This is a genomic window from Gottfriedia endophytica, from assembly GCF_017814275.1.
Taxonomy (GTDB): Bacteria; Bacillota; Bacilli; order Bacillales; family Bacillaceae_G; genus Gottfriedia; species Gottfriedia endophytica.
Genome location: NZ_JAGIYQ010000009.1, coordinates 58,873 through 73,175 on the forward strand (window position 1 = coordinate 58,873; position 14,303 = coordinate 73,175).

Annotated in this window: 11 protein-coding genes and 1 riboswitch; all 11 genes read right to left on the reverse strand. The window is 33.8% G+C overall.

Annotation, left to right across the window (positions count from 1 at the left end; genetic code table 11):
- Window positions 1–201: 201 nt before the first annotated feature.
- Window positions 202–302, reverse strand: a riboswitch (purine riboswitch).
- 432 nt (window positions 303–734) lie between these two features.
- The 11 genes from J5Y03_RS13455 to J5Y03_RS13505 all read right to left on the reverse strand — a co-directional run bounded on the left by J5Y03_RS13455 (window position 735) and on the right by J5Y03_RS13505 (window position 14,017).
- A complete protein-coding gene (locus J5Y03_RS13455; protein ID WP_209406527.1) occupies window positions 735–3,107 on the reverse strand; it encodes a DNA translocase FtsK in 2,373 nt (790 codons plus the stop codon).
- 123 nt (window positions 3,108–3,230) lie between these two features.
- The gene (locus J5Y03_RS13460; RefSeq protein WP_209406528.1) at window positions 3,231–3,440 is read right to left on the reverse strand and encodes a YlzJ-like family protein; all 210 of its coding nucleotides are present in this window, start codon (window positions 3,438–3,440) and stop codon (window positions 3,231–3,233) included.
- Window positions 3,441–3,448: 8 nt separating this feature from the next.
- Window positions 3,449–4,183 (reverse strand): ClpP family protease, encoded by a 735-nt coding sequence (locus J5Y03_RS13465; RefSeq protein ID WP_322099586.1) that lies wholly within the window; start codon window positions 4,181–4,183, stop codon window positions 3,449–3,451.
- 108 nt (window positions 4,184–4,291) lie between these two features.
- Window positions 4,292–5,962: a ribonuclease J gene (locus J5Y03_RS13470; RefSeq protein ID WP_209406530.1), complete on the reverse strand. Its 1,671-nt coding sequence runs from the start codon at window positions 5,960–5,962 to the stop codon at window positions 4,292–4,294.
- A 612-nt stretch (window positions 5,963–6,574) separates the two neighbouring features.
- Window positions 6,575–7,438, reverse strand: a complete 864-nt coding sequence (gene dapA / locus J5Y03_RS13475; protein WP_407648439.1) for a 4-hydroxy-tetrahydrodipicolinate synthase — start codon at window positions 7,436–7,438, stop codon at window positions 6,575–6,577.
- A 74-nt stretch (window positions 7,439–7,512) separates the two neighbouring features.
- Entirely contained in the window at window positions 7,513–8,736 is a 1,224-nt protein-coding gene (gene dapG, locus J5Y03_RS13480) for an aspartate kinase (protein ID WP_209406532.1), read from the reverse strand.
- Between the two features lie 25 nt (window positions 8,737–8,761).
- The gene (gene asd, locus J5Y03_RS13485) at window positions 8,762–9,805 is read right to left on the reverse strand and encodes an aspartate-semialdehyde dehydrogenase (RefSeq protein WP_209406533.1); all 1,044 of its coding nucleotides are present in this window, start codon (window positions 9,803–9,805) and stop codon (window positions 8,762–8,764) included.
- A gap of 188 nt (window positions 9,806–9,993) precedes the next feature.
- Window positions 9,994–10,593, reverse strand: coding sequence for a dipicolinate synthase subunit B (gene dpaB / locus J5Y03_RS13490; RefSeq protein ID WP_209406534.1), 600 nt, complete (start codon window positions 10,591–10,593; stop codon window positions 9,994–9,996).
- The gene (gene dpaA / locus J5Y03_RS13495; protein WP_209406535.1) at window positions 10,590–11,495 is read right to left on the reverse strand and encodes a dipicolinic acid synthetase subunit A; all 906 of its coding nucleotides are present in this window, start codon (window positions 11,493–11,495) and stop codon (window positions 10,590–10,592) included. The genes dpaB and dpaA overlap by 4 nt, the downstream gene beginning before the upstream one ends.
- Before the next feature lie 161 nt (window positions 11,496–11,656).
- Window positions 11,657–12,892, reverse strand: coding sequence for a M16 family metallopeptidase (locus tag J5Y03_RS13500; protein ID WP_209406536.1), 1,236 nt, complete (start codon window positions 12,890–12,892; stop codon window positions 11,657–11,659).
- A 171-nt stretch (window positions 12,893–13,063) separates the two neighbouring features.
- Window positions 13,064–14,017: a polysaccharide deacetylase family protein gene (locus J5Y03_RS13505; RefSeq protein WP_209406537.1), complete on the reverse strand. Its 954-nt coding sequence runs from the start codon at window positions 14,015–14,017 to the stop codon at window positions 13,064–13,066.
- Window positions 14,018–14,303: the final 286 nt, after the last annotated feature.

The following is a 14,303-nucleotide window of genomic DNA, read 5'->3' on the forward strand; positions in this document are numbered from 1 at the left end:
AATCCATCTTTACTATACTTTGTTTTAATCTACTTTTCAATCAATTTTAATGTAATTCTAGTCTTTTTAATCAAACATTAGCAAAAAAAGCATTTTTCACAATATTTGTGCAAAAAAAATTCTTCTAATCGCCTTATTCACTATGTGAAAAAGCCAGATTAGAAGAATAGTTGTTTACAATTTATGTATGCATCCATTTCTTTACCAATGCTTTTTCCCCATAGTATAGCAATTAAGGTTGCCATGTAGAGACTTTTGACCCATATCGTCAAAATTATATGAGGAGTATTTGTATATCTGAAGTCATAATATCATTCAATTCCAAAAGTTGTCAACATTATTCGACATTTTATAAAAAGATTGCATATTCTTAATAGGTCATTAAAGTCTATTATAATATTTGGAAAGCCTCTTCCTTTCAAAAGAAGACAATAATTAAAAAGGCTGACTTCTTATACTTTGTTGCTATTTGATAATGTGGTAAGTTGATTTACAGTTCAGGTTGCTCGCTTTCCGTGGGGCGGGCGGTGAGCCTCCTCGTCGCTATCGCTCCTGCGGGGTCTCACCTGTCCCGCTGGTCCCACAGGAGTCTCGCACCTTCCGTTCCAATCAACTTTATAATCAACATTTTCCAAATATAAAAACTTTTAACAATATACTTAGATAAAAGTGACATTAAAAAAGCTTCAAGTAAATTATCAAATAATTACTTGAAGCTTTTTTATCCTATTCAATTAAGAAGATGCTTGCTCTTCAATTGGTGTAGTTGTAATAAGAACTTCTCTTGGTTTACTTCCTTCATAAGGTCCAACTATTCCATTTGCTTCCATTGCATCAATTAGCCTTGCAGCTCGAGTATAACCAATTCTAAATCTTCTTTGTAGCATCGATACAGAAGCAGATTGCATATTTAATATTAATTCAACCGCTTCCGGATATAGATCATCATCTACACTTTGTTGTTGCTCACTTTCTTCTTTTACCATCATTTCTTCTTGATACTGTGCCTTTTGCTGTGAAACCGTATATTCAACTACTCTTTCAACTTCATCATCAGACAAAAATGCACCTTGTACGCGAACTGGTTTAGAAGCACCAATTGGTTGATATAACATATCTCCGCGACCTAAGAGCTTTTCAGCACCACCTGAATCTAAAATTGTCCTTGAATCAATTTGTGAAGATACACTAAATGCAATCCTTGATGGGATATTCGCTTTAATTATACCCGTGATAACATCTACAGATGGTCTTTGGGTTGCAATAATTAAATGGATTCCAGCTGCACGAGCCATTTGGGCTAATCTCGTAATTGAATCTTCAACGTCAGAAGAAGCAACCATCATTAAGTCTGCTAACTCATCAACTATTACAACAATGAAAGGAAGTAATGGTTGTTTTGCTTCTACCATTTCATTATTTTGTCTAACTAATTCATTGTATGATTCAATATTTCTCGTACCAGTATGTGAAAACAGATCATATCTTCTTTCCATCTCACTTACAACTTTACGCAAAGCTTGAGAGGCCTTTTTAGGATCTGTCACAACAGGTGTAAGTAAATGAGGGATTCCATTGTAAACACTTAACTCAACCATCTTTGGATCAATTAGCATTAATTTTACATCTGAAGGTTTTGCATTCATTAAAAGACTAACGATGATCCCATTTATACATACACTTTTACCACTTCCGGTAGCTCCTGCAATTAATAGATGTGGCATTTTATTTAATTCTGCAAAAACTGCCTCACCAGAAATATCTTTTCCTAATGAAACGGCAAGTGGATTTGTAAGTTTCGGATTTTTTGCCTCAAGTACTTCTCTTAGGAGTACTGCTGATACGACATTATTCGGTACTTCAATTCCAATAGCTGATTTCCCAGGTATTGGAGCCTCTATTCTAATATCTTTTGCAGCTAGAGCTAAAGCTAAGTCATCACTCAAATTAACAATTCGACTTACTTTTACTCCTGCATCAGGGTGAACCTCATATTTCGTAACAGCAGGACCATGATGTACTTTCATTACTTTTGCTTTTACACCAAAACTTTGGAAAGTTTTCTCAAGAATATCTGCATTTTCTTTTAATTTCGATTCATTCTCTCGTTTTTTTACTCCTTTTGGCATCATTAATATGTCCAATGAAGGTAACTCATAAGATGATTCTTCATTTTCATCAACAGATAACTCAATAGATTGTTCATCATTTAAATCTTGCTCACTACCGATTTCTAAAGTATTTCTAACTTCTTGGATTGCTTTTTCTGTTTGATTCTCAGCTTGATTCACTGGTTGAAAACTAGGTGCATATGAAATTTGTAACTCCGGTTGATTATTTTCTTCTTGTTCAACTTCAAAGGAATTTGAATTTATTGCAATTTCATCCCTATTATTTTCTTCCTCTATCTGTTTATTAGCTCTAGTAGATCTTTTTTGCTTAACTGATGCTCTAGTACCTACTGGTTCACTCTTTTTCGTAAAGAATTTTTTAATATCCAATCCTACTGTTTTCCAAAAATCCACAATTTTAGGTTGAATGGAATTAAAAAGATAACTTCCAAGAGGTTTTCCTGTAATAAACAATATACCTGCAGCAATCATAATAATACCAAAGATAATTGTTCCAGTACGGTCGAATAAAAAATAGAAGACAGCGAACAGAATTGCTCCAATCATTCCCCCACCTAAATCAACGGTATTGGCTTGTCCTTTGGCTTCTATCATAAACAAGTCATATGTATTTTTTATAACAGATGGATCCTTAAATTGACCATTTTTTGTCAGTAAATCAAAAAGTGTTACATGGCTAAACATCAAAATGCTTAAAAATATTAATGAACCTCCAATTGTAATTGAGGAGATAAATGGCGGTTTTTTACGATAAATTATACTATATCCGGATAACCCGATAATAAATAAAAAACTTAGCATATACCATTCGCCGAAGAAGAAGCGAAGGAAAAGAACAAATAGTTTTCCTACAAAACCTAATTTTAAAATTGTGATAAGTGATAAAGCTATGAATAATAATCCACTAATTTCATACCAAATGGATCCATTCGATATGTTTTTAGTTTTAGCCTTTTGTTGTTTTTGTTTTGCCATCTTTTCACCTCCTAGTACGATTTTATACAGTTAAAGAAAGCAGCCTTAGTGGCTGCTTTCCATTTTTACATAATTATACCATATAAGAACATATGTTTACCATGTATTCTAACTTAATTAAGCTTATGAAGTTACATAAATTTTTTGACCTGGTTGGTATTGCATAAAATGTTGTGGGTCTGTACTCATAACTCTGGAAATTTCATATGATGTACCATCAACACTTTGAACAAGCATTGGCACTCCATTATATTCTAAATATTTTTGCTGAGTAAATATTTGCTGATCAATCGGATAAATTGTTTCTTGAGGCATTATTGTATAGAGAATCATATTTTTCATTACTCCCCATTTTTTGTTTGTTCTTGTCTTTGGTCAATAAACTGTTGTAATTTTGCAAGAGCTTGACCAATTCCTCCAACCTCATCAATAATTCCATATTTAACAGCATCTAATCCTACAACATTCGTACCAATGTCTCGAGTTAAGTTTCCTTTTGTAAACATTAGCTCTTTAAAGCGTTCATCTGTTATTTTTGAATGCTTCGTTACAAACTTTGTAACTCTTTCTTGCATTTTATCTAGATATTCAAAAGTTTGCGGGACACCAATAACAAGGCCTGTTAATCTTATTGGATGAATTGTCATTGTAGCAGTTTCGGCAATATATGAATAGTTTGTACTAACCGCTATTGGCACACCAATACTATGTCCGCCACCTAATACAAGTGACACAGTAGGTTTTGACAATGTTGCAATCATTTCTGAAATTGCTAATCCGGCCTCTACATCTCCACCAACTGTATTTAATATGATTAACAAGCCTTCTATTTTTGGATTTTGTTCAATCGCTACAAGCTGTGGTATTAAATGTTCATACTTTGTTGTTTTATTTTGTGGTGGTAATGCAACATGCCCTTCAATTTGACCCACAATCGTTAAACAATGAATTTTTGATTCACTTAAAGATGGAACATTCGTTTGCCCTAGCTGCTGGATTTTTTCTACAAGGCTAGATTCTTTTGAATCTGGTTGATTATTTGGCACTTCCTCATCTGAGGTTGGTTGATTATTAATTGAATTTGACACGGTACTTCCCCCAATCTTATTCATACAATTTAGTATGTAAAAAAGAAGGAAATTCATGCATTCATGTTCCAATTTTACTCAAAAAACCTAAACTAGTTATATTTCCATTAATATAGGTAAAATCATCGGACGCCTCTTTGTTTCTTCGTACAAATAGGCATTTAATCCGTCTCTAATAGAATTTTTTAACAAGGTCCATTCAATTTGATCATTTTCAAGTATTCTTTCTGTAATTTCTTTAACGATGTCTGTTGACTTTGAAATTAATTTCTCCGACTCCCTAACATAAACAAAGCCTCTTGTAATGATTTCAGGACCTGAAATGATAGACTTTCTTTGTTTACTGAATGTAACAACTACAACTAAAATACCATCTTTAGATAAAAGCTTTCGATCACGCAGAACAATATTGCCTACATCGCCGATTCCAATACCATCTATTAAAATATTTCCTACTTCCACTCGTTCAGATGGAATAGCTAGTTTATTTTTAAATGCGATTGAATCACCTTTATCAATTATGAAAATATTACTTTTACTTATCCCAACTTCTTCTGCAATGTGGCCATGCGCTTTTTGCATTCGAAATTCTCCATGAACCGGAATAAAGTATTTAGGCTTCATTAATTGAAGCATTAATTTCAATTCTTCGTCGTAACCATGGCCTGATACATGCACCTTTTTATATCCATAAATTACATTAGCACCTGCTTTAAAAAGCAAGTTAACACTTGAAGATACAAGCATTTCATTACCTGGGATAGGCGTTGCAGCCATAATGACAGTATCACCTTTTCGAATAGATACTTGTTTATGTGTCCCCTTTGCAATACGTGATAAAGCAGCCATCGGCTCCCCTTGTGTTCCAGTTGTTAAAATCACAATATCACTTTCTTTATAATTGTCTGTATCAACAATTGAAATAACTAGATCTTCAGGAATATGAATATAATTTAGCTCCTTGGCAATTTCAATCATTTTTACCATACTTGCCCCAACTACTGCTAATTTTCTTTCGTTTTGGGCACAAGCATCAATGACTTGTTGAATACGATATATATTTGAAGAGAAGCACGCAATAATTACTCTTCCCTTTGCATTTTGAACTTCTTTACTGATTTCTTCAGCTACTTTCTTTTCTGAACCAGAATATCCTTGTCTTTCAGCGTTTGTACTATCTGATAGTAAACAAAGAACTCCTTTATCACCTATTACTGCTAGTTTTCCGATATCTGCTCCAGGATATGGACTTTTTGATTGATCAAACTTAAAATCGCCTGTATAAACAATTGCCCCTTGGTTAGTATGTATTGTGAAACCAAAAGAATCTGGAATACTATGTGTTGTTCTAAAAAAAGAAATAGATGCTTCATTAAATTGAAATGAAGATGTTTCATCATAAATTACAACATGATTAAAATGTTTTATTCCTTGTTCACTTAATTTTTCTAAAAGTAGTGAACGAGTTAATTTATTTACATAAAACGTTACATTTGGCAGTTTTTTCAAGACATATGGAACTGCTCCAATATGATCTTCATGTCCATGTGTAATGAATATTCCGACAATTCTATCTGCATTTTTTTCTAAGTAGCTTATATCAGGTATGACTAGATCTATCCCGTACATTTCTTGTTCAGGAAACTTTAATCCTGCATCGAGAACAAATAGATCTTGTCCAACTTCAACTACGTACATATTTTTTCCAATTTCACCTATTCCACCTAAAGCAAATACTTTTACTGTTTCTGTAATATCTCTTTGCAATGTCCTGTCCTCCTAATAATCCCATAACTTTTAGACCGTTCAAAATCTTACAAATATTATATCCTAGATGATTATTAGAAAACAAGATGATTTCGAATTATGTTACAGATTGCTATTACATTATGTGTAAGTTGATTTCCACTCCAGGATGCTCGCTTTCCTGGGGCGTGAGCTGAGCCTCCTCGTCGCTTACGCTCCTGCGGGGTCTCAGCCTTCCCGCATCTCCCACAGGAGTCGAGCATCCTTCCGTTCCAATCAACTTCTGTCTTTTTTATAACATAAGCTAAAAGCAACAATCTTTAAAAAAGAGACACCCATTCTAATAAAATTTACACCATGGCCCATGAAAATAAGGAATTCATCCTATAATGACTATCTTTTAAGATGTTATTTTCAGGGGTAGGCTAATAATTAATCAAAGAAGTTTTGAAATATTATCCGCTGTACTACTGCTCAAAAACAAGGCAGCCTAGACCACATAGTAGGGAATCCAATGGTTCTTCCGAAGAAATCAAGTAAATTTAAGCGAATTTCAACAATCCGTTTAACAAACCTAAATATAAAAATACCCTAGAACCGTTTTGGTAAAAAACGATACTAGGGCAAATTTTATTAAGCGTTTTGCAATTCTATCTCTAACTGTTCAAGTAAACTTTTTACTGTAGTACGTTCATCTTCAGATAATGGAACTAATGGTAAACGAACTGATCCAACATCTAGGCCTTTCATTTGTAAAGCAGTTTTTACAGGAGTTGGACTTGGCGCCATAAACAGTCCAGTAAAAATTGGATATAATTTACGGTGATAAAATTGAGCAGTATTTAATTCTCCTGTAAAGAATGCCTCAACAAGAGATTGCATCTCTTTTCCTACGATGTGTGAAGCAACAGAGATTGTTCCCTTAGCACCGATAGATAGAGCTGGTAATGTAAGTCCATCGTCACCACAATACAGTTCAAAATCTTCTGGTGTTTTTTCAATAATTTCCGTCATTATACCAAGATCACCAGTAGCATCCTTAATTGCAACAATGTTTTCAATTTCGGATAATCTTACAACTGTATCTACAGAAATGCTCGTAACTGTTCTTCCAGGTACGTTATAAAGCATAACTGGTAAATCTGTACTCTCTGCAATTGCTTTAAAATGTTGGTACAGACCTTCTTGATTCGGTTTATTGTAATATGGTACAACAACCATAATTGCATCAACGCCAGTTTGGGCAGCCTTTTTAGTCATTTCAATTGTAGCATACGTATTATTGCTACCTGTACCTGCAATGACAGGAACTCGGTTATCCGCTACTGTTACCACATGTTGTAATAAAGCTAATTTTTCTTCTGTTGTTAAAGTTGGTGACTCTCCTGTAGTTCCACAAACAACAAGTGAATCTGAGCCATTATTAATTAAATAATTTACCAGTTTTGTTGTTTTAGCAAAGTCAATATTCCCTTTTGCATCAAAAGGTGTTACCATCGCCGTCGAAATTCTTCCAAATCTAGACAAACTCCCACTCCTCTTTTAAAAATTTATTTAGATTAAAATCTTTATTATTTTTCTGCGCTCAATTCAAATACTTCATGGAGAGCGTTAACTGCGTCTATCATATCTTCATTTTTCACTAATACCCAAATTGTCGTATGACTATCTGCAGATTGTAAGATTTTTATTCCTTTTTCCGCTAATGCAGTTACCATTTTTGAAGTAACACCAGGTACTCCGTTCATAGCCGCTCCTACAATCGATACTTTTGCACAACTTGAAGTAATAATAGGTTCATAACCAATTCCTTGAAGAACATCAACCGCTTTAGGAGCCACATCATCATTTACAGTATAGACAACACCATTTGGAGAAATGTTAATAAAATCAACACTAATCTCGTTATTTGCCATTGCTTTAAATACTTGTGAATGTAAATCATATGTGTGTTCTTTTGACGTAACTTTAATTTGCGTAACATTTGGTACGTGCGCTATTCCTGTAATTACACGATCTTGAATATCTGTAGCTGCAGCACCTTCTTCAGGAGAAGAAGTAACAAGTGTTCCTAAACTGTCTGAATAAGTTGATCGTACTCGAATCGGAACTTTTCCTTGCATTGCAATTTCAACAGCACGAGGATGAATAACTTTAGCACCTTGATAAGCCATATTACATATTTCAGCATATGTCACGACTGATAAAGGTCTTGCTTCTTTTACAATTCGTGGATCAGCAGTCATTACTCCTTCAACATCGGTAAAAATTTCGATTGTTTCAGCACCAACTGCTACTCCTAAAGCAGAAGCTGATGTATCACTTCCACCACGGCCTAAAGTTGTAATATCTCCTTGTTTTGTTGCACCTTGAAAGCCTGCAACAACTACTACATCATACTCTTCTAATTCGTTTACTAATCGTTCACATTTCATATCAACAATTTTAGCATTACTAAATTCTTGATTTGTTCTAAATCCTGCTGCAGCACCTGTTAAAGCTGTAGCTTTGATACCATTATCATTTAGAAGATTAGAAAAAACAATCGATGAGATTGTTTCTCCACATGACATTAGTAAATCTAGCTCTCGAAGTGAAACATTACTTTCTTTTGCATTTACTAAACTTAATAATGTATCAGTTGCGTATGGTTCTCCTTTTCGCCCCATCGCAGATACAACAACAACGACTTTATAGTCATTTTCTAACGCTTCTTTTATATGTTTAAGTGCGTGAAATCTACCGTTATCATCTCTTACAGATGTTCCGCCAAATTTCTGTACTAAAATTTTCATTCTTGCACCTCTCTAGCTAAACTTTCTAAATGATGTTTAATGCAATTAATCTTTCTGCAATTTGTACTGAATTCCAAGCTGCACCTTTTAATAAATTATCAGATACAACCCATAAGTGGAAACCTAGTGGATTATCTAAGTCTTTACGAATTCGACCTACAAACACATCATTACTTCCAATGCTATAAAAAGGCATAGGATAAAGTTGTTGACTTGGATCATCTTGTAATACGATCCCTGGTGCATCCTTTAATAAGTTTTGCAGTTCTTCAACAGTCATTTCTTTTTCTACTTCGATATACACTGACTCTGAATGACCAGAGATTACTGGTAATCTAACACATGTAGCACTTATTTCTAATTCTGGTAAATGCATGATTTTTTTTGTTTCATTTATCATCTTCATCTCTTCGTAAGTATAGCCATTTTCAGTGAAGACATCGATTTGTGGAATCGCATTGAACGCAATTTGGTAATGTTTTTCACCACTTTTTACTGGAAGTACTGAAGGTGCTAATTCTTCATTATTTAAAAATGCTTGTGCTTGATCTTTTAATGCCTCAATTGCCGTTACACCAGCACCAGAAACTGCTTGATAAGTTGAAACAATCACCTTTTTTAACCCAATTGTTTGTCTGATTGGCTCAAGAGCAACAACCATTTGAATTGTAGAACAATTTGGATTTGCAATGATTCCTTTATGCTCAAATAAATCCTTTTCATTTACTTCAGGTACGACTAATGGTACTTCAGGATCCATTCGGAATGCACTTGTATTATCTACTACAATTGCTCCTCTTTTTACAGCCTCATGAGCTAATTCTTTTGTAACTGATCCACCTGCACTAAATAAAGCGATGTCTACACCTTCAAATGAATCTGGAGTAGCTTCTTGTACTGTTACACTTTCGCCGTTATATGATAAAACAGTTCCAGCTGAACGTTTTGATGATAAGAAACGAATTTCTTTAACTGGAAAATTTCTTTTCTCTAAAGTAGAAATCATTTGTTGCCCTACTGCTCCTGTTGCACCAACAACCGCAACTACGTAAGCTTGTTTATTCTGCATGATCTACACCTTCCCTGTTTACAACATTTCTTTTTCTACTTTTACTTTCGAACAAATTTGTCGATTGTAAATTAAAGTGTTAATTAAATTAACATCATGATAACGAGTATGTATCAGATTTGACACATACTCAATTTTCTTCATTCTATCACATCTATCTTACTGAAATAAATTTTTTTACAAATTATTTATTCCAAATCACGATATTTTTCGACTAGGATTGGTTGTAACTGTTTTCCTGTAATTGCTGTTTTTACTGTATCAAGTAATGCAGACATTCTAGCCACCATCGAATTTGGTTTTTTAACAGGATCATCTTGACCAAAAGGAATAAAATAAATATGTTTTGTACTCAATAAGCGCATTAAATTTGTTCCATTTAATCCTAAAGCGTCATTTGTTGAAATACCAAGAACTACAGGACGACTATTTCGCAATGTTGCTTTGGCCGCCATAAGTACAGGAGAATCTGTTTGAGCATTTGCGAATTTACTCATCGAATTACCTGTTAACGGAGCTATTACCATACAATCCAATTGTGTTTTCGGTCCGAAAGGTTCTGCTCCAACAATTGAATCGACAGTTTTATTCCCTGTTATTTCTTCAATTTTACGGATCCAGTCTTCCCCTTCTCCAAATCTAGTAGTTGTGTTTTTCACTGTAAAGGTTACAACTGGATAAACATCTGCTCCTTCATCTACTAATTTTTGAATTTGTGGAACTACTTCACTATACGTACAGTGTGATCCTGTGATTCCAAATCCGATTTTTTTTCCTACTAATGTCATTTTTGCTTTTGCCCCTTTCTAGCATCTATATCATCTTTTAATAATTGAGATAAGACATTTGCTATAATCTGTCCCGCTGTCTTTGGAGCGACAATCCCTGGCAAACCAGGAGCCAACAAAGCTTTTATCCCTCTTTTTTCAGCGTATCTAAAATCCGTTCCTCCTGGTTTAGAAGCTAAATCAATGATTAAAGTATGTGGCTGCATTTTTGAAATGACACTTGCATTTACAATTAAGTGAGGAATTGTGTTGATCACTACATCTACATTTTTCAATGAATTTTCAATATTTTTCAATTCAAAAGGTTCTAATCCCATTTCAAGGATTCTTGCTAAATGCTCTGACTTTCGTGCTCCTACCTTTACTTTTGCACCAAGATTATAAAATGCTCTTGCGACACTCATTCCTGTTCTACCAAGACCTAAAACCGCAACTTTTGAACTGTGAATCGTGTACTCTGTATGCTGAATTACCATCATAATTGTCCCTTCAACAGTTGGGATACTGTTAAAGATCGCAACATCATCTCGTTCAAATAATTTAACTAATTTATGATTAGTAGAGGACGTAATGTCATCTAAGTATGCATTACTAATACCTGAATAAATCGTGCAATGTTTTGGTGTTTTCTGTAAAAGCTCCTTTGTTAAAACTACTTTTTCATTTGAAAATATTGTATCTACTACTCCTTCTTGATTTGTACCTGGTATTGCTAATAGAATTGCATCAAAATCTTCAAAATTAGCTTCATTTATTAATTTCTTATTAGCTCCTGTAAACCCATGATCTAATTGTTCAAACCCGATTAAGGTAACCTTCGCATCAAGCTCTGTTAATTTCCGGATTACTTCTAGCTGTCTGGCATCTCCTCCAATTACAGCAATTTGAAGATCAGTTAACATGTATCATTCACCTTCTTTATCCGCAGTGGTAAATGGAATTATGACCAACATTTTATGGACAACTGCCTAACTTATTGCTCTTCAACATATTATGAAAATAAGGTGTTTTTGGTGAAAAAAAAATAAAGAAAACGCCCTTATTTAAAGGGACGTCTTCTTTATTAAATCCCTTCTGGAAGAATTCCATCTGGGCTCACAAGTGCAATGGCATGTTCATCAGTAAAAACAAATTTCGCCATTTCCATCACACTATTTATTGTGACTTTATCAATTAAGTCAATAACTTCATCTAATGATTTATGAGATTGAAGTAAAAGTTCATTTTTTCCATTTCGACTCATTCTACTATTCGTACTTTCAAGTCCCAGCATTAAATTACCTTTAAGCTGTTCTTTACAATTTTGAAGCTCTTTTGCAGAAATACCATCAGATTTAAGCGTATGTAATGTTTGTTGAATCGTATCAAACAACTGGTTTACTTGTTGCTTTCCGGTTCCTCCATAAATAGCTACCATTCCACTATCTTGATATGCTGAGTGATAAGAGAAAACGGAATATGCAAGACCTCTTTGCTCACGAACTTCTTGGAACAATCGGCTACTCATGCTTCCGCCAAGAATATTATTTAATGTGATTAATGAATAAATCTCTTCGTGACCAATTTCTAACCCGCGATATCCAATACATAAATGAGCTTGTTCTGTTTCTTTTTTACGAACAATTTTATCATCAAGTAAAATTGGTATTTCAATTTTTGTTTCCTTTTTCTTTCCTTCATATCCACCAAATAATTTCTCAACTTGCTGAATAAATTTTTCATCTACATTACCAGCAATTGAAATGACAGTTTGATCTGGTGTATAGAAATCTTTCATATATTGACGTAATGTATCTCCATTAAACGTACTCAATGTTTGTTCATTTCCTAAAATTGGGTATCCAATTGGATGTGAACCGTACATCGCTTTGCTTAGTAAATCATGTACTAGATCATCTGGTGTATCTTCATACATTTTAATTTCTTCATAAACAACGTTTTTCTCTTTTTCTAGTTCTCCTTCATCAAAAGTTGAATTAAAGAACATATCACCTAATATTTCAAGTGCGTAAGTAGCATGTGTATCTAAAACTTTTGCATAATAGCAAGTATATTCTTTTGAAGTAAAAGCGTTAACTTGGCCACCGATTGAATCGAAGCTTTCTGCTATTTCTTTTGCAGATTTAGTAGTTGTCCCTTTAAAAAACATATGTTCTAAAAAATGTGAAACTCCATTTAATTCTGGTGTTTCATTATTTGAACCTGTTTTAACCCAAATACCTATGGCAACTGATCGAACTGTAGGTATATTTTCTAGTACAATCCTAACGCCATTCTTACATTTTTGTCTAACGATCATAAAGTGCCTCCTAGTGTATGTTGAACTCTATAAAAAATATAGCTTATTGTTCAATATTAAAGCATGTTGATATGAATCTTTTTTGAAACGTTTTCAACTTTAAAAGTTGCGTTTCATGATGTTCACTATTCATCTTAACAAAGCTAGCAAATATTGTCATTTATTTTTCAATTACTCTCTGTTTTCACTTAACAAAGTTGATATATTAACCACTTTTCTACCGGTTTTTTCTATTTTAGTTAATAATTCATCTAAAGAATCCGAAGTTGGAGATGTTGGATGCATTAACACAATTGTACCATTCTCTAATTTTTTCATTACACGATTAATTAGGATCTCTCTAGAAGGTCGTTGCCAATCAATCGTATCCGCTGTCCACATGATTGTTCCCAATCCTAATCGTGCTGCTTCCTTTATCACATCATCTCGATAGCTTCCACTCGGTGGTGCAAACCATTTTACTTTTTCTTTTGTAGTCGCTTCAATAATTGAGTTTGTTTTGATCAATTGTAAATTGATTGCTTGAGTTGTCAAATTAGCCATATCAGGATGTGAATAAGAATGATTTCCAATTTCTTGATTTGCATGCTTTATTAATTGGGCAAGTGTTGGATTATCCTTTACCCAGCGTCCTTCTAAGAAAAAGGTTGCTCCCGCATGATGTTTTTTTAAAACTTCGAGCATCTTTGGTAAGTATTCATTTCCCCATGCTACATTTATTGTAAATGCTACCATTTTTTTATCTGAAACCCCTCTATAAACTGGGGTAGGAGGTAAGTCACTTAAATGTACTTTTGGCGGAACTTGCTTAAATACTAGTTTATCTTTATTAAACTTACCGGAATCTTTCATCTTATTATAGGATGCTTTTATATCAACTTTTAAGCCATTGTATCCTGGTATAGCTTTCCAAACACTATCAATATGAGCATCTTTTGGCGCCACTTCGTATTTTGGTGCCTCTTTTTCAATTGTTTTTATTAATTCGTTTGAACTTCCATTAGTTTCAATCGATACAGAGGCTAGAGTCTCAGTAAAACGATTGGTATATTTGTTATTCACTACAAATACAATGATAAAAAATGATACAAAAACTGCCCACATTTTTAAATGAGTTTTCACCATTTGAGCCAACCTCCTAATAGAAGGAATATGTAAGATTGTAAATAAATAGAACAAGCTATTAAATTTAGTGTAACCAAAAAAAGTGTCATGCACTCTTAGGAAATCCTAAAGTACATGACACTTTTTTATTAATTTTTATTTTACAGTTGTGAGCAAGTCGATTCCGCTTTTTCGTTCTGTCTAGCTTCATGAACTAGCTCTTCGGTCGTTTCATAAATACTAAGTGAAGGGAAAACCACCCTTCTCTTAGTATTTACTCCAACGCCTTTCAGAGCTAAGCGAGTTC

Bases quoted from the DNA above. Each gene is read 5' to 3' on its own strand.
- J5Y03_RS13455 (WP_209406527.1), bottom strand. From the start codon at position 3,107: ATGGCAAAACAAAAACAACAAAAGGCTAAAACTAAAAACATATCGAAT.
- J5Y03_RS13460 (WP_209406528.1), bottom strand. From the start codon at position 3,440: ATGATTCTCTATACAATAATGCCTCAAGAAACAATTTATCCGATTGAT.
- dapA (WP_407648439.1), bottom strand. From the start codon at position 7,438: ATGGTAACACCTTTTGATGCAAAAGGGAATATTGACTTTGCTAAAACA.
- dapG (WP_209406532.1), bottom strand. From the start codon at position 8,736: ATGAAAATTTTAGTACAGAAATTTGGCGGAACATCTGTAAGAGATGAT.
- asd (WP_209406533.1), bottom strand. From the start codon at position 9,805: ATGCAGAATAAACAAGCTTACGTAGTTGCGGTTGTTGGTGCAACAGGA.
- dpaB (WP_209406534.1), bottom strand. From the start codon at position 10,593: ATGACATTAGTAGGAAAAAAAATCGGATTTGGAATCACAGGATCACAC.
- dpaA (WP_209406535.1), bottom strand. From the start codon at position 11,495: ATGTTAACTGATCTTCAAATTGCTGTAATTGGAGGAGATGCCAGACAG.
- J5Y03_RS13500 (WP_209406536.1), bottom strand. From the start codon at position 12,892: ATGATCGTTAGACAAAAATGTAAGAATGGCGTTAGGATTGTACTAGAA.
- J5Y03_RS13505 (WP_209406537.1), bottom strand. From the start codon at position 14,017: ATGGTGAAAACTCATTTAAAAATGTGGGCAGTTTTTGTATCATTTTTT.